Genomic DNA, 21,616 nt, shown 5'->3' with positions numbered 1-21,616 from the left:
GTGGATGATAGGCCTGAAAATATTCTTCCCCTCAAAAAGATCCTCGAACTGCATGATTTTTCCGTTGATACCGCAGAGTCAGGAGAGGAAGCCCTTAGAAAAGTCCTGAATCAGAGCTATTCCGTCATTATTCTGGATGTACAAATGCCAGGTATGGATGGGTTTGAGGTAGCTCAGGCCATTGCCGGTTATAGTAAAGCGAAGGATACGTCCATCATTTTCTTGTCGGCGGTCAATAAAGAAAAAGAGTTCATTGCCAAGGGTTATACATCTGGTGGCATGGATTACCTCACTAAGCCCGTAGATCCCGATATTCTGCTGCTCAAAGTCAAAACGCTCAATCGTTTGTACGAACAGCAGCAGGAGTTACGAGCGATTCAAAGCTCACTGCTAACCGAAATTGAAGTACGGAAACAGGCTCAGGAAGAACTCGCCGAACGCATGCAGGAGTTACGCTCGACGCTCGAATCGCTACCGCAAATGGCGTTTACGGTTGCGGCTGGGGGACAAATTGAATTTGTGAATGAGCATTGGTTTCGTTATTCAGCGGACTCGGGTACGTTTCCAGAAACACATCCGGATGATTCCATTTGGGAAACCTGGCACCAGCAACGAAATACAGGCGTTGAATTCACCTGTGAAGTTCGCTTGAAAGAACTGAAGTCGGGAGAATGTCGCTACCACCTGCTACGCATTACACCCATCAAACGGCAAGGAATCACGGTTCGCTGGGTGGGTACGCTGACCGATATTCATCAGCAAAAATTAGCGGCTGAATTACTGGAACAAAAAGTGGAACTGCGTACCAAAGAGCTACTCATTAAAAATGTCGAACTGGAACGTACGAACCACGAATTACAACAATTTGCTTGGGTAGTCTCGCATGACTTAAAAGAGCCACTACGGAAAATTCAGATATTTAATGACGTTATCAAAGAAAAATATCTGAAAGAAAATCAGGAAGCCGTAGCTTATTTGGAGCGTTCCATTCATTCTTCGGCTCGGATGTCTCGTCTGATTAATGATGTACTAGAATACTCGCAGCTTTCCGCATCTGCCTCCTTTCAAGCTACAAATTTGAATACCCTCATCCAGGAATTATTAAACGATTTTGAGGAAATTATTCGTAGTAAACAAGCCACCTTACACATAGAAGAACTACCTGTAATTGATACGATTCCCAGCCGTATTCGACAAGTCTTTCAAAATTTAATTAGTAATGCTTTAAAGTTTACAATTGCGGGTAAGCCACCTGTCATTACTATTCGGGCGGAGCGAATCAAAGAAAAGTCTGTAGATAGCGAAGTTTCTTCAACGGGTGAATATTGTCGTATTATCGTAGAGGATAATGGCATTGGATTTGATGAAAAATTTTTGCAGCGTATTTTCATTATCTTCCAAAGATTAAATGATCAAAGTAGTTACGAGGGTACTGGTATTGGGTTGGCGATTGCTAAGAAAAATATGGACAAACATAATGGACTTATTTCCGCAAAAAGCCGGCCAAATGAAGGGGCTAGTTTTATTTTGATTTTACCCATACATCAGATCAGCGAGACGTTGGAATCTCTATAATAGTTACCATGCCTAAAACAACGCATTCCGTAATACGACAATTGCAGGTCGTATTTTCCGTTTCTACGGTATTACTGCTCATTAGTTTAGCAGCTTCTTTCTACAGTATTCAGGGATTAATTGATAACTCGAAACTAGTAAATCACACCAGTCAGGTGATTCTAGAGTCGGAGAATATCATCTCGTACATGAAAGATGCTGAAACCGGACAACGTGGTTTTCTGCTAACGCTGGATTCGGATTATCTAAATCCTTACAATGGAGCTTATGAGAAAGTTAATGCTACGTATGTCAAGTTAAAAGAGTTGACGCAGGAGAATGTAGCCCAGCAACAGAGTCTGAATCAGGTAAAGGAGCTCTACACGGCCAAGTTCGACCAGATGCAAAAGATCATCAACCGGGCTCGGCGGGCTAAATACATGACGCGTGATACGGCTCAGCAAAATGAGGAGATGGCCGTTGGTAAGAAGATTATGGACAATCTTCGAGTGGCGGTAGAGCGTATTAAGAAGCACGAAACCTCTGTACTTCAAAATCGCATCGACAAACAGCAATTCTACATCAATTTCACCCCTGTTTTATTAGCAATTGCTGCCATTATTTCAACGTTAATCACAGCGTACGCGTATGTTCGAATTAAAAGAGATTTAGATAGTCGCTTGGTTCAGCAGCAAGTAGCTCAACAACAATACGACGAATCGGTTCGGCGAATCGTTGCGATGGAAGGGGTGGCCGCTAAGATTTCAGACGGAGATTATTCGGTACGAAGTACCGATGATAAAGACGACGAACTTGGCCGGATTTCCAGAGCCTTAAACGGTATGGTAGGGTCTTTGGAAACGACCTTTAATGATCTGCAACGTCGGGATTGGCTACAAACCGGAGCAGTTGAATTAAGTACGGCTATTGCGGGCGAGCGTAATTTTAAGACGTTGGCTACCCGTATGATAGAGACGATTACCAACTACGTTAAAGCTCCCGTTGGAACGGTATACTTTATTGATACCAGCTCTAAATTTAGTTTAGCGGGAAGCCAGGCCGTCGTAGAAGTGCCGGAATTCGTGTATGCGGGTCAGGGAATTTTAGGCCAGGCCATTGAGCAGAAAAAAATACGCGTAATCGAAGATTTGCCCACCGATTATCTGCCCATCACATCTTCGTTAGGAACGGCCCCAATTCAGGCACTAGTTGTACTCCCTTTGCTTTACGCGGGGAGTTGTATTGGGGTGATTGAACTCGGATTTTTACAAAAACCCAGTGAATTAGAACTGGAATTTTTAAGAAGCAATCAGGACGATCTGGCCGTAGCTACCAATGCTGCTTTAGACTATATCAAACTACAGAATTTCCTGGAAGAAACCCAGGCTCAGGCGGAGGAATTACAGGCTCAACATAATGAACTTGAAAACCTGAATGCAGAGCTGGAAGCCCAAGCTCAAAAGCTACAAGCTTCGGAAGAAGAACTGCGGGTACAACAGGAAGAACTACTGCAAACTAATACGGAGTTAGAAGAGCGAAGTGTTTTACTGGAAGAAAAGAACGACGAGATTCAGAAGAAGGCGGAAGAACTAGAATTAACGACCCGTTACAAATCAGAATTTCTGGCGAATATGTCGCACGAGTTGCGTACACCGCTCAATTCAATTTTATTATTAAGCCGATTACTAGCTGAAAATTCCGAAGATAATTTATCGAATGATCAGATTGAATACGCGAAAGTCATTCAGTCTTCAGGGAATGGATTACTGGGGCTGATTGATGAGATTCTGGACCTGTCTAAAATTGAAGCAGGTCAGATGAAGCTCGAATATTTGAATGTGGCTATTTCGGATATTCTGGAAGAACTTCGGGCCTTGTTTACGCCACTGGCAAAAGAGAAAAACCTGGACTTTACCATCAGCGTAGAGCCCAATATCCCCGGTGTCATCGAAACGGACCGGATGCGACTGGGTCAGATTTTGAAGAATTTGCTCTCGAATGCCATCAAGTTTACCGCCACGGGTTCAGTATCGGTTATCGTGAAGAAGGATGCGGAACGTCCCGGTATGATTGATTTTGTGGTGAAGGATACGGGTATTGGCATTCCTCGCGAAAAACAACAACTCATTTTTGAAGCCTTCCAGCAGGCCGATGGCTCTACCAAACGCAAGTACGGCGGAACGGGACTAGGTCTGTCAATCAGCCGCGAACTAGTGAAACTGCTGGGTGGAGAGTTGGTACTGGTAAGTGAAGCCAATCAGGGTAGTGAGTTCACGGTTCGAATTCCCGTTTCAAACGTGTATGCCCTTACGGTACATGAGCCCGTGGTACAAATCGTATCGCGGAAAGCCGAAGTAGAAACGCCAACACCGGCCCCCGTGAAAGAAGAGTCGCCCCAATTTATTAGCTCATCCATTCCCGAAAGCATTCCCGATGATCGGCAAAGTATCCAAGAAAATGACAAGAGCATACTGATCATCGAGGATGATACCGCCTTTGCCAAATCTTTGCTGGATTACGCCCGACGGAAAGGATACAAGGGTATCGTATCGGTTCGCGGCGATGAAGGATTGAAACTGGCCAGCCATTACAAACCCTTGGGTATTCTTCTGGATATTCAGTTGCCCGTTATGAGCGGCTGGGAGGTGATGGATGCGTTGAAGGCCGATCCGCAAACGCGTCATATTCCGGTACATATCATGTCATCGCACAAGATGAAAAACGAAAGCCTGATGAAAGGGGCTGTCGACTTCGTGGATAAACCCATGGCTTACGAACAGATGCATGAGGTATTCAAGAAGATTGAGTATGTACTGAACCGGAATCCCAAGAAAGTCCTCATCATTGAGGATAATCCCAAGCATGCGAAAGCCCTGGCGTACTTCCTGGAAACGTTCAATATTAATTCCGAACTGAAAAGTGATATTTCCCAGGGCGTCGAAGCGTTAAAACGAAACGAAGTCGACTGCGTCATTCTGGACATGGGCATCCCGGATACGAAATCCTACGAAATGCTCGAAGCAGCCAAGCGTAACCCGGGACTGGAGAACTTCCCAATCATTATTTTTACGGGGAAGAGCCTATCCATGTCGGAAGAATTACGCATTAAGAAGTACGCCGATTCCATCATCGTCAAAACGGCTCACTCGTACCAGCGAATGCTCGACGAAGTGTCGCTGTTCCTGCATTTGGTGGAAGACCAGAAGCAGTCGGCTCAGGCCTCGGGTGGTCCGAAAAAACTGGGTGAATTGAGCCAGATTTTGCATAACAAAACCGTACTGGTAGCCGACGACGATATTCGGAATATTTTCTCGCTGTCGAAAGCCTTGGAGAATTATAAAATGAACGTCATTACGGCTTTGGATGGTAAGGAAGCACTGGAGAAATTACAGGAAAATCCGACGGTTGATGTGGTGCTGCTGGACATGATGATGCCGCAAATGGACGGCTACGAAACGGCTCGTAAAATCCGACAAAATTATCAGTGGAAAGATTTACCAGTCATTGCTGTTACGGCTAAAGCCATGACCGGCGACCGGGAAAAATGTATTCAGGCTGGGGCTTCGGATTATATTACTAAACCCGTGGATGTCGATCAGTTATTATCGTTGCTACGGGTCTGGTTGTACGAACGATCTTAAGGATATAGGCTGGAACGATTTTGTTTTCTAACAAAGCATTCGCTATGGGTAAAAAACGCGTATTGATTATCGATGATGATGCCAAAAATATCTTCGCATTAACGGCTACGCTACGGTCTAAATCCTACGAATGCCTTTCGTGTATGAGTGCTCAGGAGGCCCTGGATTTATTGCGAACGGATGAAATCATTGATGCCATTTTAATTGACATGATGATGCCCGAAATGGATGGATATGAGGCAATGCCCCTGATACAGGCGATCGAACACCGGCGGAATACGCCCATTTTTGCTGTAACAGCTCAGGCAATGGTAGGGGATCGGGAAAAATGCTTACGTGCCGGAGCGACGGAATATATTTCTAAACCGATCGATGTAGACCGCTTATTAGCTCTACTGAATCGGGTGTAACTGGATAGAGTACTATGATTGAAGAGGATGAAATAACTATTTTGTTGAGTGATTTATTTGAATTATACGGATACGATTTTACGAATTATTCAAAAGCTTCTCTCAAACGACGAATTTTGCGGCTGTGTTCGTTAGATAAGTTTCCCAGCTTTGCGGAACTTCGCTACCGAATCAAATCTGATCCCACGTACTTACAGCGATTTGTGGAGGAAATTACGGTTAATGTAACCGAAATGTTCCGCGATCCTCAGTTTTACAAAACGCTGCGAACGGAGGTATTGCCCAGTTTAGGATCAAAGCCATTTATTCGAATCTGGCACGCGGGTTGTTCGACGGGCGAAGAGGTGTATTCCATGGCTATTTTGCTGAAAGAATCGAATCTTCTGCATAAATCTTTATTATACGCCACGGATCTGAATCCAACGGTACTAGAGAAGGCCCGCAAGGGAATTTTCCCTTTACAGCATCTGAAACAATACTCCGAAAATTATATTTTATCCGGAGGTATTCAGGACTTTTCTTCCTACTACACCGCTCATTATGGACAGGTAAAATTCAGGGAAGAATTGAGTGAAAAGATGATCTTCTCTACGCACAATTTAGTGTCCGATCGCTCCTTCAATGAGTTTGATTTAATCCTTTGCCGGAACGTCTTAATCTACTTCGATAAAGACTTGCAGGAGACGGTATTACGCCTCTTTGATGAAAGTCTGGGATCGCTGGGGTATCTGGCTCTGGGCTCCAAGGAAACGCTGAAGTTTTCAAGCGTTGCTGCCCAGTACCGGCAGTTGAACCGAGAGAAAATATGGCGGAAAATTCACTAAACCCCTCACAAAAGCTGGTTGTCATTGGCGGATCAATGGGTAGCATTGATGCGTTGATGAAGTTACTGCCCAATTTAAAGGTTCCGATGCCTTTCGTTCTGGTCATTGTGCTGCATCGCAAAAGTTCCGTAGATTCCACGCTGGCCGATTTGTTTGCCACCCGAACCCGGATTCCCATCCGCGAAGTAGAGGATAAGGACGTGCTGGAAAAAGGGAATATTTACATCGCTCCAGCGGACTACCACCTGCTCATTGAACAGGAACTGATCTTTGCCCTGGATGCTTCAGAGAAAGTGAATTATAGTCGTCCTTCCCTCGACGTAACCTTCGAATCCGCAGCGGATACTTTCGGTCCGGCGACGGTAGGCGTACTGCTTTCCGGAGCGAATGCTGACGGTACGGCCGGACTAACGGCCATTAAAAAAGCCGGCGGGCTGACCATTGCTCAGCATCCGGAAACCGCTCAGGCTCCATTTATGCCCCAGCATGCTATTACGCACACGGTCATTGATTACATTTTCTCCATGGACGAACTGGCTGCTTACCTCAATTCCCTCGGCTAGGCGGAGCAAACGCATTCACGAAAAAATCAGGCACTACCGGAGAACTAGCCCGGAAAAGTTTCCGCATATTCGTCCCGTAAACTTTTCTTTCTTTTCGTATGCGTACCCTTTGTACTCTTCTCCTGTTTTGTGCATGGTTTGGTAAGGCTGAACGTAGCCAGGCCGCCAAAGTAGACACTGTCAATACCTACAGTGCCTCCATGAAAAAATCGATTAAAGCGGTTGTCATTACGCCCGACTCGTATACGGCTGGAAAAGCCTTTCCGACAGTGTACGTGTTGCATGGCTACAGCGGTAATTACAGCGACTGGGCTAAGAAAATGCCCACCATCGGGCAATGGGCTGATGCCTACCAGCAAATCATCGTATGTCCGGATGGGCAGTTTTCCAGCTGGTACTTCGATAGCCCCGTAGATCCATCGTACAGATACGAAACCTACGTGGCTACGGAATTAGTTAACTGGGTTGATGAACATTACAAAACGCTAAAAGATCGTCAGCACCGGGGTATTACAGGTCTGAGTATGGGTGGTCATGGAGCGTTGTATCTGGCTTTTCGTCACCAGGATGTATTTGGCGTAGCGGGCAGTATGAGCGGTGGTGTCGATTTTCGACCCTTTCCTAACAATTGGGACATTGCCAAACGCTTAGGTACCTACGCTCAAGCTCCTGAGAAATGGGAACAGAACACCGTTATCAATCTGGTGCATCTGTTGACGCCAAATTCCTTAGCACTGATTATCGACTGCGGAAGTGAAGATTTCTTCTATCGGGTAAATTGTAATCTGCACGACAAACTGCTGGAGCGGAACATTCCCCACGATTTCATCAGTCGTCCCGGTGGGCACAATTGGCCGTACTGGAGCAATGCCTTACCGTATCAGTTACTCTACATGCGGACGTACTTTGATCGTCAGAAGTAGAAATGACGGCAACAAAAAAACACCGGTGATGAGCCGGTGTTTTCGTTTCTGGAAAGCTAGTTTTCGTATACTTTCCGAAGGCGTTTGATCTTTTTGAGACGGGCCTTGGCTTCGCGTTTGATCTGCTTCTTCTGAGCCGTATCCGCCAGCGAAGGATCGACGTAACCCACGCGGCGAATCAGCAGATAGCTCGCGTAGTTATAGGCGATAAACAAGCCTACTAAAATTAGTAGACTTTGATTCGTCGTGATGGAATGGCGGATCAGCAGGAAAAAGCCCGTTAGCCCAATTGTTAATCCACAAAGGGCACAAGTGGCCTGAAAGTGACTTAGTCCCTGAGCCAGTAGAATATGGTGCGTATGGTTTTTATCCGGAGTAAAGGGCGAGCGACCATCCATAATTCGAATGATGAACACGCGAAGTGTATCGAAAATCGGTACGACCAGTACGACGATTGCCAGAATAGGAGCATCGAGAATGGCTCCGGCGCCCGTATTCAGGTGAATGAATTTGACGGCAAATAACGTCAATACGAAGCCCAGAATTAGGGAGCCCGTATCACCCATAAAGATTTTACTGGTTCGGGAAAAGTTAAAGCGTATAAACCCAAGCAAAGACCCCGATAAAGAAGCCGCTAGAATGGCCAGCGGATACTGAGCATTCAGCAGGAACCAGGATCCAAAAATCATTGAGGCAATTAATCCAATGCCGCCCGCTAAACCGTCAATCCCGTCAATGAGGTTGATCGCATTCGTAAGGGCAATGAAGATGAAGACCGTGAGCAGTACGCTGATCAAGTAAGGAATCTGGTGAATGCCCAAAATTCCAAAAAAATCGTTGATTCGTAAATCCGCACCAATGATGACCAGAGCCGAGGCGAAAATCTGGGCCAGCATCTTTTTCATGGGAGCGATCACCAGAATATCGTCTTTAACTCCCGTGAAAAACAGGATAATGATACCGGCAATAGCCAAGTGATGCAAATGCGTTTCACCGTCGGGCTGCCAGAGAAAATAGCCGATCATGGTACCGGCAAAAATGGCAATACCACCCAGCGTGGGCGTTCTGTTGGAGTGAGCACTCCGGGCTTCGGGTTCCTTCATCAGGTTACGGAGCCGGGAAATATTTATAATGACTGGAATTGCTTCAACCGTAAGCCAACATGCGGCAAGGAGGGAAATGATGACCTGAACAAATGCTTCGTTCAGGAATTGACGTAACGCTGTTATCATACCTTTTGACTCAATACAGTTGGTTCGATCAAGTATGGCGGGTGGGTACTGCCAGGAACTTCTACTAGGGACTTCACCAAAAATCTGTTAAAACTACTAATCAAAACGTAGCCTTTCACCATTTGTCTAGATTTATAACCGATAAAATTGATAAAAGCTGACAAACGGTTGCCCATCGGTAACAAACCTACCAAAGATATACCGAGCGGCAATACATACGTCTGGATACTTACTCAATGATCCGGGTGCGTACTTTTGCGGCTGGATTTCCCCGATAAATCCCATACGCCTCTAAGTTAGTCGTTGCTACCGAGCCCACCGCTAACATGGCATGCGAAAAACAGGTAACTCCCGGGCATACAATCGACTTGGCACCAATCCAGACGCCAGCTTCGAGGGTGATGGGGGCGGTCATCAGGTCAAAGCGGGAGGATTTGTAGTTATGATTGCCGCAAAGCAACATGGCTCCCTGCGACAGACAGGCATTGGAACCGATACGAACCTGTACCAAATTGTCGATCCATACTTCTTCGCCAATCCAGACGTAATCCCCAATTTCCAATAGCCAGGGGAACTTAATATTTACACTGGGTTTGATCATGACTCCCGTACCAATCGTTGCTCCAAATTTACGTAAGATCCAAACTTTCAGACTTACCGGTATGGGCCAGTTACTGGCAAATAGCAAGGCATTGATTACAAACCAGAGACGATTCCGCCAGCTTTTGCTGGAGTACTGCGGCAGTTGCTGGTAACGGGACAGATCAACGCTTCCCGAGTACGTCTTTTCCATATTCGGTTAGAAAAAATTGAGCGATGCCTTCCTTCGAGGTACCCGCCCGGTGATATACTTCAAAAATTTTGGCGTCGACTAAGAATCGGTACCAAAAGCCCTGTAAAAAGTGCCAGACGATTCCGCGTTTGCCGTCCAGAAACCCCATCTTGAAGAAGTACCGAAACAGGAAGTACAGGAAGGGCCGCGTGAACAGGGGCAGACTGGCGTATTTAATCTTAAGGTAGCGTTTCCGCTGTTCCTGAGTTCCAAAAAGCTTAGGGGTAACAATTTCGACGTTACCAAAGTCATACTTTACATTGAGCAGATCAATGGCCTCCCGAATGGCGTACAGATTGTGTTTCTGCGTCCACCAGGTCAGGTTATTCAAATTATGATCGACGAGATCGTGGTTCATCCGGGCCGTTTCACCTTCGGAAAGTTTGATGTGTTCGTCCATCCATAATTCTTCGCAGTGACCTTTGCCACTTCGCCAGATTCGCAGAAGCCAGGTGGGATAGTAGCCGCCGTAACGAATCCACTGATCCATGAACATCACCCGCCGTTTGATGTACAGACCCGAAACCGAAGCGGGAAGCGTCGGCAGGGTTTGCCGGATTTCCTGAGCAAGTTCGGGCAGAATGTATTCGTCGGCGTCCATTCGCATCAGCCACTTCGTCTGATACGGGCAGTGCTGAATGCCAAAATTGAACTGATTGGCGTAGTTGACCCAGGGATTTTGAACGACCCTGGCACCCAATGCAGTCGCTAGTGCGACGGTACGATCCGTCGATCCGGAATCAACTATAAAAATTTTATCCGTGACGAGCAACAGGCTTTTCAAACAACGTTCAATGTGTTTCTCCTCATTGAATGTCAGTAATATGACCGTCAGATCCGGAACGGTAGGAGACAGGGGTAACGGAGTAGGGGTCATGGGAAAAAGAATACAACTACAGAATAGATTCGAAGGCCCGATACAATCGGGTAGCAACCTTTTTAATGTCGGCTACGTCACGGGCAAAAGTCTGACCTTTCGCGGCCAATTGCAAACGATACGCCGAATCGTCGATCAGGCGTCGCAGGCCGCGTTCCACGTCGCTAACGTCATGAGTGACCAGCTCAGCGGCGTGGTTTTGTTTGAGTAAATGACCAAAGCCAATCCGGTCGGTGGTCAGTACGGCGGTGCCGCAAACCATCGCTTCCAGAGCCGCCAGTGAAAAACTTTCCGAATACGTAGGCAGAGCAAAAACGTCAGCATCAACGATGGCTTCGAGTTTATCGGTACCCGTAAGCATGCCGGTCAAAATGATTTGCTGACTCAGTTGATGTTTTTGAATGAAATCAGTAACGTAGGACAGGTAGCCGTCATCCGGCCCCGTAATGCACAAACGAGCCTCAGGATAAGTTTTAAGCAAATTCTGAAAGGCCGGTAGTAATAGATTCAGTCCCTTCTTGACATTGATGCGGCTCAGGAAAAGAATGAGCGGTGCCTGTTCGGCAATGCCAAATTTCTTCCGAAAAATACCTTTCGCTGGTAACTGATCGTAATCGGAAAGAAGCATCCCGTTGTTAATCATCACCACATGTGGGTGCGTATGGCCAAGGTAACGCTTCAAGTCTTCCTCTTCGTCAGGATTGTGTACTTGAATCAGATCGCACTGATCCACGTATTTTCGCTGAAAAAGAGCGGAAATAAGCTGTTTCTTCCAGCCCGATTTCTGCATGGCCCAGCGGTCAAGCGTACCGTGGACGGTAAACACTTTCTTCGCTTTCGATCGTACCCAGAAAGGCACCCAACCCGCAAAGTGAAAGGGGCCATGAATGTGTACAATGTCGTATTCGTGGGCGTGCTGCCGGTAGTAGCGATACAACTCAGGCGAAAACTCGGGTATAAACCGGGCCAGCCAATGCCGTTTGGTGGTAATGACTTTCGCTCCTTCGGGAATGGTGTAGAGCCGTTCTCCTTCCGATAAAGGCGTAAGAATGGTTACTTCAGCTCCCAACTGAATCTGTACGTTGGTATGATCGTAAATCACTTTCGCCGGTCCACCAATTTCCCAGGAATACCCACACAGATTTAATATTTTCATGAATTCGCTGCTGATAAAATTCGTTGGTAACCCTGCCAGATTTCCTTGGCTACCCGCGTAATGTTAAATGGTGCAATCAGGTGCAGAGAGTGTTGACCCATACGAGTCCGGTCGGCATCGCTTTGCTGAACGAAAGACTGCATTAGAGAGGCTAGTTCGCGTTGGTTGCAGGGGTCAAACGTATAGCCGTTTTTCCCTTCCTCCACCAGATCATTCACACAACCGCATTGGGACGAAACCAGAACGGGGAGTCCACATACCATCGCCTCGTTCACAACCAGTCCCCAGGGCTCAAAGTAACTGGGTAAAATCAAGGCATCCGCTAAAGCCAGGTACGCTGGAATCCGGTCCCACGGCTGCCCACCCATCCAGCGAACGCCTTCCCGATTTTCAACCTGTGATCGCATCGGGCCATCACCCACGATGAGTAATTCCCAATTACGAGCCTGCGGTTCATTGGTCTTCAGCCAAGCAAAGGCATTCAGCAGGGTGGGAAGGTTTTTCTCCTCGGCCAACCGACCCACAAAAACAAACTGATGCTGAGTCAGTCCCTGCTGTTGACGCAAGTCTTCCCGTTGAGCATACGCTTCGCTATAAACCGAACGAATCACTTTTTCGTTTACCACAGCCGCATGTTGCGTCAGGATTTGCCGGGGTTGAGCCCCCAGACGTAAGGCATACTGAGCGGACGAAGATCCAAAGTTGATGAAGCCGTCAAACTGACGAATAATGTATTCCTTAATTCGCTCTTTGACACCCGCACGGGCTCCATCTTTTTCACTAGATTCATTGCTCAAGACTAGGGCAATCCCGCGTAATCGGCAGTACATCATGACGACCCAGTACGCGGGGTCGTAATAGCCGGATAAATTGACTACATCGGGTTTAAAACGGCGAATAGCCCTTAATAGGCCCGGTATCTTTTTAGAAAGTGGTAGCGTATGCAGTGGACCTTCGTGGAGTAGTTCGTACGGGTAGTCATGCGTGATCGCACCGGCTTTACCCAATTGCTGATATTTGCTTTCTGATTCAGCCATCTGCAGTACTAAAAATGCCGATTGGGGCGGGCACTGACGAGCCAATTCTGAGAACAAAGCTGCCTTATAATGAGACCATAAAATGTTATGAACTACAAGTACTCGCATACGTTAAGCAACAGGAGCCAGCGTTTGGGCTTTGGGTACGGGCTTCGACTCCGCCACGTCTTTTTCAAAGTTCATGAAGCGGGCCATCAACAAAAAGGGATAAATAAAAGTGGTATCGTTAGGTTGACCTTGCGAGAACACGGAAACCGTAATGGGAATAAATACGAAGCCTAAGAAAGTCGAAAATGGACTAATAACGAATCGAATACTTTTGTAACATTCCTTAACAATTTCAATAACGGACTTACCAAAGAAATAAATACCAGCCAGACCATAATTATACATGGATTCGAGAATAGGAAAGTCCATATAAATTGCCCGGTATCCATTACCCAGAATTAATGAAATAGGATTGTAGAATAAAGCATTTTTGAACGTATTGAACGAAATGACCCGCTGTAAAGCCGAATAATCGGCCACATCATCTGCATCAGCACCCTGTACACTAGTTTCAAATATGTCCAAAAATTTCTGGAAAAAGGTTTCCGATATAGTAATAAGCAAGTTAATAAAATCCATACGGCTGATTTTATAAATGACGTAATAAACGACAATCAGCATTATGATGAAATTACGAGGCTTGAATAAAGTACTAGTAATCCGCTTTAAATTACTGAGCTTGAAATGGAAGAAAATTAGTACTCCTAGGGATAAAAGAACGGCAAGAAGCGTAGAACGACTTTGCGTTAAAATTACCGTTACCAGCGAAGCAAAAAAGTTAACTAAGGCTAGTAGTTTATAGAGCACATTTTCTTTAGTAAGAAATAATAAAATGGCTGAACCGATTACACCAAAGAAGCCATTCCGGGCAAAAACGTGCGGATTTCCACCATATTCATCATCAAAATAAATGGAAGCCCGGGCCCCAACTACGTAAAAGGGGTTGGTCAGTAAAGAATAAAAAAGCCCCAGATTTCCTAAGAATATAAATAGAATAAAAACGGGTAAGGCATGATCTTTCACTTCATCCGGCGTACTAATGAGCAGAAAACAAAAAGCAAAAGACATTATATAATTAATCAGCTCGCGAGGGAGTGAACTACCTCCTGGATTAATGATGAACAAGTAAAAAATACAAATCCCAATCCAGCCCAGAACGGGTACCGCGATCTTTTGATTAAGGCTATAGTATTTTCTAAAAATAGTACTCGGAATCATTAAGAGTAATCCTAATGTCAAGCAGACAGCCGTAAAAACGGACGATTGGGGAGCTAATTTAAGTCCGTCCCGTAGGAAGAAAATAATAGGATAACCCATGGAGAATAAGGCAATTCCCAAAGCCATCCTTTTGTATTGGAAACCTTCAAATAGGCTTTTAAACATTGCTTCTTACGCTTTAGGGGTAAACCGTAGTCTGTAAAAGAAATAGGCTAAATCACCGCTAGTCAGGAATAAAACGAATTTCCGTAATCGGATGACTTTTTGTAACATACGCTCAGGAAACGACGGCCGTATGGTCTGAGCATACTTATGTTTGATTTGCTCGTGTTCAGATAAACCTACGGTAAAGATAGTAGAGCTTTTGGCCAATTCATGTTGCCGGAAGCAACCCCAAAAATCATTCACTAAACGGAATTTAATTTCCGAATGTGTGCCCCAACGCGTGCAAATTTCGTAATCAAAGGCAAAACGATAATTTTCGTCGAAGTACCCGTACTTCGTTAATAAATCCCGCTTAAAAATCATGCATTGGTTAAACACTTGCATACCTTCGTATACCTGAGCCTGCATCCAGAAAGGGATCTGCTTTTTGTGTTCAAAAACCCGGTCATCCCCATCAATCATCAACAGGTGGCCATAAAAGACCGAATCTTCAGGATGATTTCGAATGGCTTTGGCTACGTTCAAAAGAGCATTCGGAGCAAAAACATCATCGGAGTTTTGGAAAGTAACCCAGTCGCCCGTTGCTTTTTTGAATCCGGCATTAATGGCTGCAGTTTGTCCGTCATCTTTCGCACTAACCCAGTACGCAATATACTTTTCGTATTTTTTGATTACCTCAACACTACCATCCGTGGAACCGCCATCCATGATGATGAATTCCAGATTCGGGTAGTTTTGATTGAGTATACTTAAAATAGTCTTTTCTAAAAACTCAGCTTGGTTATAAGAGGGAGTGATAACGCTTATTTTTGGATAATTCTGATTTTTATTCATCAGAACTTGTTCATCAAAGGAAGCTTTGCTGACAAATTCTTTTATATCATTCTCTTTAAAAAATCCCATATACTCAGTTGATCATAAGGTTAAATAGTATACCCTTCTTGCTTAAAAAACGGCCGCCAAAAATCGAGATCGTACTTTTCCCAGGCATGGCAGCCAAAGGGCAATTGCGATTGCGTTAATTCGTACCCGTAGTCCGGAAATTGCTCGAAAGCGAACGATAAGGCCTGCCGGGGTGTGGGCAAATGCATGAGCGGTCTAAAAATAACCAAGCGAGTTGAATGCAGCGAAAAAAGCATGTCTTCATTACCGGGCCACTGACCGTATAGACGTTGGTACGCCTTGATTAATTTTATTGAAGCCTGTACCTTCCGTAAGGAAAGTCCTCCGTTCAATAAAGGTTTTTTTAGATCCGTCAACGAACGCGAAGCTGCATTGGGTGCTAGCAATGGAGCTCCTACGTAATCGTATCCTTTCTGACACCATTCTGCCAGTTCATCCTTAAATACAAAAGCATCAAGCTGGTAGATGAGTATGTATTCATAAGAGGCAAAAGCTTGGTAAAAATCCGTTTGAGTCAGTAATAAATTATAGGCGTCGATTCCTTTAAAATAAGCATCCGCAAATGACACGAAACGGAAGTCCGAATACCATTTATTCAAGTACGACAGATCCAGCGATTCGGGCTTTACAATAACGATGGGATACTGACTTAATTTTCTCAGGCATTGTTGTAAAGCTATTTTTTCGTACGCGTTCAGGTCAGAACGGTACATGGGAATAACAACGGCTACCGATGCGGACATACCTACTAATTAGATTACTCAAAAAGATCCCCCAGAAAGGGCAACCACCAATCTTTGCTACTGTACCGATACCGACCCTGAACCCATTCTCCGAATACTTTTGGCAGGCGGCTCAACCGTGATTGGGGCAGGTTAGCCCGTACTTTAAAATGTTTTTGCCGTTCAATCAACTGGGTCAACTTTTCGCGAGGAATGTCGGTCCGTGACTGTAATAAGCCATGCAGCGTCTGAAAGTTTTCAGCTTTTTCCCGAAGGGGAGCCAGTTTTAGCGTACGATCTCTGGAAAAACGGCTTTGTAAAGTTACTTTTTCCTTCTTTTGCCCGAAGCCAACCTGTTGAGTGGAATGCTTTCGGTAGAAGAGCAGCTCGTCGGCAATAAAACCAATTTTATTTTGCAGGGACAGCACCAGAGCTATCCAGGCATCGTGGATCAATTCCTTGTAAGCCACTGGAAAAGGAGCAACGCGGGCCAGAATAGAACGCCGAATGGCTAAGGTCGCTCCGGTCACTACGTAGCCTCCGAATAAAATGTCATACGCTTTCCCACTGGTCCAGCGTTGCTGAGCGTCGGCATCGAATTCGATCTCATCCCAGATGGTTTTACCCACGGGCTGGGAGTCATCATCAATGATCTGAGCATTCGTAAATACGGCGTCCATTTCCGGGTGCTGCTCCAGATACGCTACCTGTCGGGCTACTTTGGTTTCGTGCCAGAGGTCATCCTGATCACAGCAAAAAATGACGTCACCCGTGCATAAATTCAGGCACTTTTCGAAATTCTTCGTTGAGCCTAAATTGCTGGGATTGACGTGAATATGCACTGGAAAAGAAACGGTAGTAGCAAAGGTTTCCAGCAGTTGAATAGTAGTATCCTGCGACCGATCATCGCACACGACTAGTTCATGAATGGGAAGTGTCTGACGCCGGATACTTTCCAATTGTTCGGGTAAATACCGGGAACCATTGTAAGTACACATCGCCACTGAAACTTTCATACAGACAAATAAGGGCATTTATAGGAATTCAGTATGAGACATACGTCCTTCCCTGGGGTTGAACTCAAAGAAAAAGTAATCAAAGTTAGCCGTTTCTTGGGGAACTACGAAGGAGTACTCCAGGAACTTACTGCGGCTGCGATTGCCGGAACATGAAATCGGGTTGGTAGGTATTGATGGTTTTGATCCATTTCTGTACCCAGGCCGCCCAGTGTTGCCGTTGCAGACTGACGGGTTCCAATGGATCTGGTAGGCCAAACGCTGGTTGCCGGGACTGCGTTTGATTATAAACGGGTTGCTTTGTCACCAGGGTCTTATACCGTTTACTGGCTTCCTTGAAATAAGCAGGCATGGGTCGGTTGGTCAAATAAGACGCATACTGACCGCTTTGGTAGGAAAGTCCCCCGTGGTGTAAGGTAATCGGTTCAGCAATCGTACGCTCAAACGCATTACCGACGTGAATACCGTAAGCCGCGTTTCGTAAGGGGAGCACGCCTGCAAACAAGGCCGGAGCCATGTCTAGCCAGAGTTGGTCGGAACCCTGACCTTCGCACAAACGATAACCGCCCCGGATTTCCAGATTCTGACACCACCACGCCAAAAACGAATCCGTTATGGCATCCGGACGAATGGCCCAGATGCCGGAAAAATACGTTCCGTAGTTCAGAAAATATTTACTATCCGGGAATTGCGTATCCGGGTGAGGCTGGAGCCACTGCGAAAACAGCACGGCTGGTCGTTGTTCCAGAGCTACGACTACTTCGGTCAGCGGGCGGAGTACCTGCGTTTCGGGTTCCAAAAAAATCAGGGCATCCTGGTTTAAGAGATGGCGTCCCAGCCAGACCCGACTGATGTGCAGAAATTCGGTTTTAGTATAGCGTTCAGCCAGCGGTAACAAACCGGGAATGTCCCCAACCTGAATCATCCGTACGTTGGCCGGGGCCGTTACGTCGAAGGGCTGATCCATCCATCCCACCCACAATAGAGAATCGGGATGATGCTGGGCCAGTTGATCGGCTAAGAGAAAGACCTGGGCTAGCTGCCGACTCCAGCACGCGGTAAAAAAATGAACAGACATACGTTTAGACAATCCGTTTGGTAAAGAGTTCCGTCATGCGGCGACCCGCCAGGTATTCCTGAATGGGCTGCCAGACTTCCTCAAAGGAGAGGGATGACGCCGGACCTTTCCGCTTCCAGATCACCCGGGCGTTAGTACCTTCTCCGTAACCTCCCGTGTACAAATTGAAATCTTCAAAATGGCCTAATTGACCAATGAGCAGAAACCCGTACGTTCCTACGGCATTCGCCAGGTGAGCCGGGCCACTATCGACGCCCACAAAAAAACTCGCTCGACGAATCACTTCAGCCGTTTCCAGGATACTCAGCTGGCCGCATAAATCACGGAATTCGGGTGAGGAGCTTTGAATTTGTCCTTTCAACCCTACTTCCACGACGGGGCCAAAATCCTCCAGGACGCGAGCCGTTAACTGATTCCAGTGTTGCGGTTGCCAGTCTTTGACGGGTTGATTAGAGAACGTATGGAAAACAGCGAAACGGGCCGGAAGTTTGAGCGAATCGATTTTCGTCCGTACCGTATCGGGAATGTACAGCCGGGGAGCTTCCGTACGGTCGGGTAACGGAAGTCCGCCCGCCGCCGCAAATACTTCGGCCAGCCGGCCAAAATGCAGGTAATTGTGAATAGTCAGATCTTGTTGATCGGCGTGGGTATTGACCAGTCGCTTGTTGAGGGGAAAATACACCCGGTTTGATAAATGCAGATTGTACAGTTGATCAAAGGGGTTTTTCTCCAGCAACAGACAGGAAAATAACACGTTGGGTTCTTCAATGCGATGGGAAATGGCGGGATTGTATTCAACCAACTCCCGAAAGGATTTCTTGACAATCCAGAAAATCTGAGCATCCGGATGCCGCTCCCGGATGGTACGAGCCAGCGGTTCACAGGCCACAATGTCGCCTAGGTGCTCGGCCATGAGTACACCAATGGTGGGTTTACCACTCGTGATTTTTACCCACTTAATCCGAACGTAAGCTTTCCAGAATTGAACATACGTCCGCAGGATTTCGGAGTATTTTCGGTATCGATGTTGCCAGAGGGCAATGAATTTTTCCATACAAGCGAATCGCGTAGCCGCAGGACTTAGGCCTGCGGGTTTAACCAGTGAGCTACTTTTTCAAAGGGCATTCGCAGGGCTTTCCGAACCCGTAGTAATCGAATGAGTTTCTTGGGACGCACGTATACGCAGGGAAAAAGCCGGTAGTACGCGTTGAAATTCGCATTCATGCGTTCCGCGTAGTAATCGAACAAAGGCCGTACGTCGGGTCGATCTTCGAAAGTAAACCGGTTCTGGTACCGCGAAATGGAATCGGGTGAAGTGGGCGAATAGCCAGAAAAATGAAAGAACTGTAAGGGCCAGGTATCGTTAATGAGCCATTGTCCATCGCGATACGTGAACTGCCTTTCGTGCAGATTCCAGTACGCTACATTATGGCCAGGATGTCGGGAAATGTACACACCATCGAAATAATGGGGTACATAATTAATCCACTTCTGATCGGTAAACAGCCCATTACAAATGTCATTATAGGCTTGATATGCCAGCTTTTCCGCCCACCAGTTGATAAATTGCTGCGTCTGATCGGTTTTCCGCAGAGCAATAAAACCCAGATTAAACGTACCCGTATTGAGCAGATCACACTCATTGGGCATACACGTATCTGGAAACGGACTAAGGGTATGCGGCGTCAGTACAAACTGATGCTCCTGTAAGCGGTCGAGTAAGTACGTTAAGCGGTTAAAAACAATAATATCCGGATCAAAGTAAATAAAATTCTGGTAATCAGGATACTGTTTATAGAAATGCTGAAAGAATAGGGGCTTTACCGCCGTATTCAGCTCCGTAATATCGTAGTTCTTCTCCATCCATTCCCGGTTTGGAATGTGGATGCGATGGAGTTCCAATAATTCAAAGGAAGGTATCTTGTCCGATTCGAAAGCTACCCCTTCGAGTCGGTCTACCAAACCAATGACGTAATGAATGTCGGGATTGGTAACCGCCAGCGATTCTCCCAGGGTACGAGCCTGGGCCAGGTAGTTAATCGAACAAATAGTAAAAGCAAGCGTTTTCAAGGGGTTGAAGCGTTAAGGGGCTCTTCCGCTTTGAGCGATGTAAATCTAATTTTTATTAAAACGGCCAACCAGGCACTCGTGTTTCTAACCGGCGGATTTCACCCGAACGTCTCAGGGATACGTTGCCCGCGTAGGCTTCGATCCAGGGGTTTCAGCCAGACTCTTTTCCAGCAGGTCCACAAAGACCCGCATGGCATGGTCGTCATGATGGCGAGCAAACACTTTTTCCCGAGCCTTGTTCCCCATAGCTTCCCGCAAGGCAGGGTCGCTGAGTAATTGGGTGATTTGCTGACTCATCATCTGTGTATCCAGATAATCGGCCACAAAGCCCGCATCGCTTTCCACGAAATCCGGAGCTCCACCCGACTGAGCAAAGCAAACGATGGGTTTGGCCAACAGGGCGGCTTCCAGCACCACCAGCGGATACGGTTCTTCCCGGGACGTCAGCACGAATACATCAAAGGTAGCGATGAAGTCGAAGGGCCGGTCGGAGTGCGGAATCAGGTGGACCCGGTCGCTGAGTCCCAGCCGACGCAGATCTTCCGTAATCATGTGATACTCGACCTGATGCTCATGGCCGCCTACCCACACAAAATGCGTGTCGGATGTCGATTGCCGGGCGAGTTGCACGAAAACATCAATTCCCTTACGCCAGTCGAATGTACCCACGGCTCCTACCAGCAGAGCCTGTTCCGGTAAATCCAGCAGTTGCCGGATTTGCTGGGTAGCTTCTATGGAAGGCTGCAAATCCCAGGCTCCATCGGGCAGGAGTGAGGGCAGTACCGCAATAGACTCGGGTGAAATACCGAAACGTTCGATATACACCAGACGTTGAGCCTGCGAACAAGCCCAGTATTGACTAGTATGCCGAAGTGTCTGATTAAAACTCGAAGGGTCCGTATACATCGAAATACCCATGGGCATTTCGTGGGCGTAAGTCACGATGGGACAGGATACCAACGGGCGTAGCAGATTCAGCAAGTCGCCGTTAGTAATAGTATTCGAGACAATCAGATCGAATTTTTCGTTCTGAATATCTTGAAGAACCTGATCGTGAAAGGTTTTACGGTTCAATAAACGCGAAACCTTACTCCGCTGCTGGGTATCGCGGTGATACCAGTGGTAGACGGGAGCTACTCTTTCAAAATCACGGATGAGTGTACCGCCGTGTTTGAGTAAAACTTTAAACTGATACTCAGGAAGTTGTTTAAGCTTCTTCAGAAAACGAAGCAACAAAATCTGTGCACCTGCCCGGTTGGCGTCGTGACTGATGAACAGAATTTTCTTCATAAGGGGATTAAGGGTTTATCGCTCAAACAAGGGGGCAAAAATACGACTCTTTCTCAG

19 protein-coding genes are annotated in these 21,616 nt (G+C 46.5%); 6 read left to right on the top strand and 13 right to left on the bottom strand.

The genetic code is table 11. From position 1 onward, the window contains the following. The 6 genes from ACOJTG_RS14335 to ACOJTG_RS14310 all read left to right on the top strand — a co-directional run. On the top strand, positions 1 to 1,575 hold a 1,575-nt coding region (locus ACOJTG_RS14335), incomplete at its 5' end, for a response regulator (RefSeq protein ID WP_420154454.1). Positions 1,576 to 1,583: 8 nt separating this feature from the next. Continuing rightward, positions 1,584 to 5,195 carry a response regulator gene (locus tag ACOJTG_RS14330; protein ID WP_420154453.1) on the top strand — a complete coding sequence of 1,204 codons (3,612 nt, stop codon included), beginning with the start codon at positions 1,584 to 1,586 and terminating at the stop codon, positions 5,193 to 5,195. Between the two features lie 44 nt (positions 5,196 to 5,239). Next, positions 5,240 to 5,605, top strand: a complete 366-nt coding sequence (locus ACOJTG_RS14325; RefSeq protein WP_420154452.1) for a response regulator — start codon at positions 5,240 to 5,242, stop codon at positions 5,603 to 5,605. A gap of 14 nt (positions 5,606 to 5,619) precedes the next feature. Then, positions 5,620 to 6,429 (top strand): CheR family methyltransferase, encoded by an 810-nt coding sequence (locus ACOJTG_RS14320; protein ID WP_420154451.1) that lies wholly within the window; start codon positions 5,620 to 5,622, stop codon positions 6,427 to 6,429. Then, positions 6,411 to 6,992 carry a chemotaxis protein CheB gene (locus tag ACOJTG_RS14315; RefSeq protein WP_420154450.1) on the top strand — a complete coding sequence of 194 codons (582 nt, stop codon included), beginning with the start codon at positions 6,411 to 6,413 and terminating at the stop codon, positions 6,990 to 6,992. Before ACOJTG_RS14320 ends, ACOJTG_RS14315 begins: the two co-directional genes overlap by 19 nt. A gap of 98 nt (positions 6,993 to 7,090) precedes the next feature. Continuing rightward, positions 7,091 to 7,915, top strand: a complete 825-nt coding sequence (locus ACOJTG_RS14310; protein ID WP_420154449.1) for an alpha/beta hydrolase — start codon at positions 7,091 to 7,093, stop codon at positions 7,913 to 7,915. A 56-nt stretch (positions 7,916 to 7,971) separates the two neighbouring features. On the opposite strand, the gene ACOJTG_RS14305 is transcribed toward ACOJTG_RS14310, so the two are convergent. From ACOJTG_RS14305 to ACOJTG_RS14245, 13 genes are all read right to left on the bottom strand, one after another. Further along, positions 7,972 to 9,018, bottom strand: a complete 1,047-nt coding sequence (locus ACOJTG_RS14305) for an MraY family glycosyltransferase (protein WP_420154448.1) — start codon at positions 9,016 to 9,018, stop codon at positions 7,972 to 7,974. A gap of 358 nt (positions 9,019 to 9,376) precedes the next feature. Beyond that, positions 9,377 to 9,940, bottom strand: coding sequence for a WcaF family extracellular polysaccharide biosynthesis acetyltransferase (locus ACOJTG_RS14300; protein WP_420154447.1), 564 nt, complete (start codon positions 9,938 to 9,940; stop codon positions 9,377 to 9,379). Continuing rightward, complete coding sequence (locus ACOJTG_RS14295) at positions 9,912 to 10,856, bottom strand: glycosyltransferase family 2 protein (protein ID WP_420154446.1); 945 nt, start codon at positions 10,854 to 10,856, stop codon at positions 9,912 to 9,914. The genes ACOJTG_RS14300 and ACOJTG_RS14295 overlap by 29 nt, the downstream gene beginning before the upstream one ends. A 16-nt stretch (positions 10,857 to 10,872) precedes the next feature. Beyond that, positions 10,873 to 12,012 carry a glycosyltransferase gene (locus ACOJTG_RS14290; protein WP_420154445.1) on the bottom strand — a complete coding sequence of 380 codons (1,140 nt, stop codon included), beginning with the start codon at positions 12,010 to 12,012 and terminating at the stop codon, positions 10,873 to 10,875. Next, complete coding sequence (locus tag ACOJTG_RS14285; RefSeq protein ID WP_420154444.1) at positions 12,009 to 13,157, bottom strand: glycosyltransferase family 4 protein; 1,149 nt, start codon at positions 13,155 to 13,157, stop codon at positions 12,009 to 12,011. The genes ACOJTG_RS14290 and ACOJTG_RS14285 overlap by 4 nt, the downstream gene beginning before the upstream one ends. 3 nt (positions 13,158 to 13,160) lie before the next feature. Beyond that, a complete protein-coding gene (locus ACOJTG_RS14280; RefSeq protein ID WP_420154443.1) occupies positions 13,161 to 14,165 on the bottom strand; it encodes a hypothetical protein in 1,005 nt (334 codons plus the stop codon). 321 nt (positions 14,166 to 14,486) lie between these two features. Then, on the bottom strand, positions 14,487 to 15,314 hold the full coding sequence (locus tag ACOJTG_RS14275) for a glycosyltransferase family 2 protein (protein ID WP_420154442.1): 828 nt from the start codon (positions 15,312 to 15,314) through the stop codon (positions 14,487 to 14,489). A gap of 89 nt (positions 15,315 to 15,403) precedes the next feature. Further along, positions 15,404 to 16,126, bottom strand: coding sequence for a DUF5672 family protein (locus tag ACOJTG_RS14270; RefSeq protein ID WP_420154441.1), 723 nt, complete (start codon positions 16,124 to 16,126; stop codon positions 15,404 to 15,406). A 14-nt stretch (positions 16,127 to 16,140) separates the two neighbouring features. Beyond that, entirely contained in the window at positions 16,141 to 17,121 is a 981-nt protein-coding gene (locus ACOJTG_RS14265) for a glycosyltransferase family 2 protein (RefSeq protein ID WP_420154440.1), read from the bottom strand. Between the two features lie 127 nt (positions 17,122 to 17,248). Then, complete coding sequence (locus tag ACOJTG_RS14260; RefSeq protein WP_420154439.1) at positions 17,249 to 18,199, bottom strand: hypothetical protein; 951 nt, start codon at positions 18,197 to 18,199, stop codon at positions 17,249 to 17,251. Positions 18,200 to 18,203: 4 nt separating this feature from the next. Then, positions 18,204 to 19,253, bottom strand: a complete 1,050-nt coding sequence (locus tag ACOJTG_RS14255) for a glycosyltransferase family 9 protein (RefSeq protein ID WP_420154438.1) — start codon at positions 19,251 to 19,253, stop codon at positions 18,204 to 18,206. A 26-nt stretch (positions 19,254 to 19,279) separates the two neighbouring features. After that, positions 19,280 to 20,269 (bottom strand): glycosyl transferase, encoded by a 990-nt coding sequence (locus ACOJTG_RS14250; RefSeq protein WP_420154437.1) that lies wholly within the window; start codon positions 20,267 to 20,269, stop codon positions 19,280 to 19,282. Between the two features lie 111 nt (positions 20,270 to 20,380). After that, positions 20,381 to 21,559 carry a glycosyltransferase family 4 protein gene (locus ACOJTG_RS14245; protein ID WP_420154436.1) on the bottom strand — a complete coding sequence of 393 codons (1,179 nt, stop codon included), beginning with the start codon at positions 21,557 to 21,559 and terminating at the stop codon, positions 20,381 to 20,383. Positions 21,560 to 21,616 lie beyond the last annotated feature (57 nt).

This window comes from Siphonobacter sp. (assembly GCF_048595215.1).
GTDB lineage: Bacteria > Bacteroidota > Bacteroidia > Cytophagales > Spirosomataceae > Siphonobacter.
The sequence above is the reverse complement of the archived record's forward strand: the minus strand, read 5'-3'. Positions and strand labels throughout refer to the sequence as shown.

Bases quoted from the DNA above. Each gene is read 5' to 3' on its own strand.
- ACOJTG_RS14330 (WP_420154453.1), top strand. From the start codon at position 1,584: ATGCCTAAAACAACGCATTCCGTAATACGACAATTGCAGGTCGTATTT.
- ACOJTG_RS14325 (WP_420154452.1), top strand. From the start codon at position 5,240: ATGGGTAAAAAACGCGTATTGATTATCGATGATGATGCCAAAAATATC.
- ACOJTG_RS14320 (WP_420154451.1), top strand. From the start codon at position 5,620: ATGATTGAAGAGGATGAAATAACTATTTTGTTGAGTGATTTATTTGAA.
- ACOJTG_RS14315 (WP_420154450.1), top strand. From the start codon at position 6,411: ATGGCGGAAAATTCACTAAACCCCTCACAAAAGCTGGTTGTCATTGGC.
- ACOJTG_RS14310 (WP_420154449.1), top strand. From the start codon at position 7,091: ATGCGTACCCTTTGTACTCTTCTCCTGTTTTGTGCATGGTTTGGTAAG.
- ACOJTG_RS14305 (WP_420154448.1), bottom strand. From the start codon at position 9,018: ATGAAGGAACCCGAAGCCCGGAGTGCTCACTCCAACAGAACGCCCACG.
- ACOJTG_RS14300 (WP_420154447.1), bottom strand. From the start codon at position 9,940: ATGGAAAAGACGTACTCGGGAAGCGTTGATCTGTCCCGTTACCAGCAA.
- ACOJTG_RS14295 (WP_420154446.1), bottom strand. From the start codon at position 10,856: ATGACCCCTACTCCGTTACCCCTGTCTCCTACCGTTCCGGATCTGACG.
- ACOJTG_RS14290 (WP_420154445.1), bottom strand. From the start codon at position 12,012: ATGAAAATATTAAATCTGTGTGGGTATTCCTGGGAAATTGGTGGACCG.
- ACOJTG_RS14285 (WP_420154444.1), bottom strand. From the start codon at position 13,157: ATGCGAGTACTTGTAGTTCATAACATTTTATGGTCTCATTATAAGGCA.
- ACOJTG_RS14280 (WP_420154443.1), bottom strand. From the start codon at position 14,165: ATGTCTTTTGCTTTTTGTTTTCTGCTCATTAGTACGCCGGATGAAGTG.
- ACOJTG_RS14275 (WP_420154442.1), bottom strand. From the start codon at position 15,314: ATGAATAAAAATCAGAATTATCCAAAAATAAGCGTTATCACTCCCTCT.
- ACOJTG_RS14270 (WP_420154441.1), bottom strand. From the start codon at position 16,126: ATGTCCGCATCGGTAGCCGTTGTTATTCCCATGTACCGTTCTGACCTG.
- ACOJTG_RS14265 (WP_420154440.1), bottom strand. From the start codon at position 17,121: ATGAAAGTTTCAGTGGCGATGTGTACTTACAATGGTTCCCGGTATTTA.
- ACOJTG_RS14260 (WP_420154439.1), bottom strand. From the start codon at position 18,199: ATGTCTGTTCATTTTTTTACCGCGTGCTGGAGTCGGCAGCTAGCCCAG.
- ACOJTG_RS14255 (WP_420154438.1), bottom strand. From the start codon at position 19,253: ATGGAAAAATTCATTGCCCTCTGGCAACATCGATACCGAAAATACTCC.
- ACOJTG_RS14245 (WP_420154436.1), bottom strand. From the start codon at position 21,559: ATGAAGAAAATTCTGTTCATCAGTCACGACGCCAACCGGGCAGGTGCA.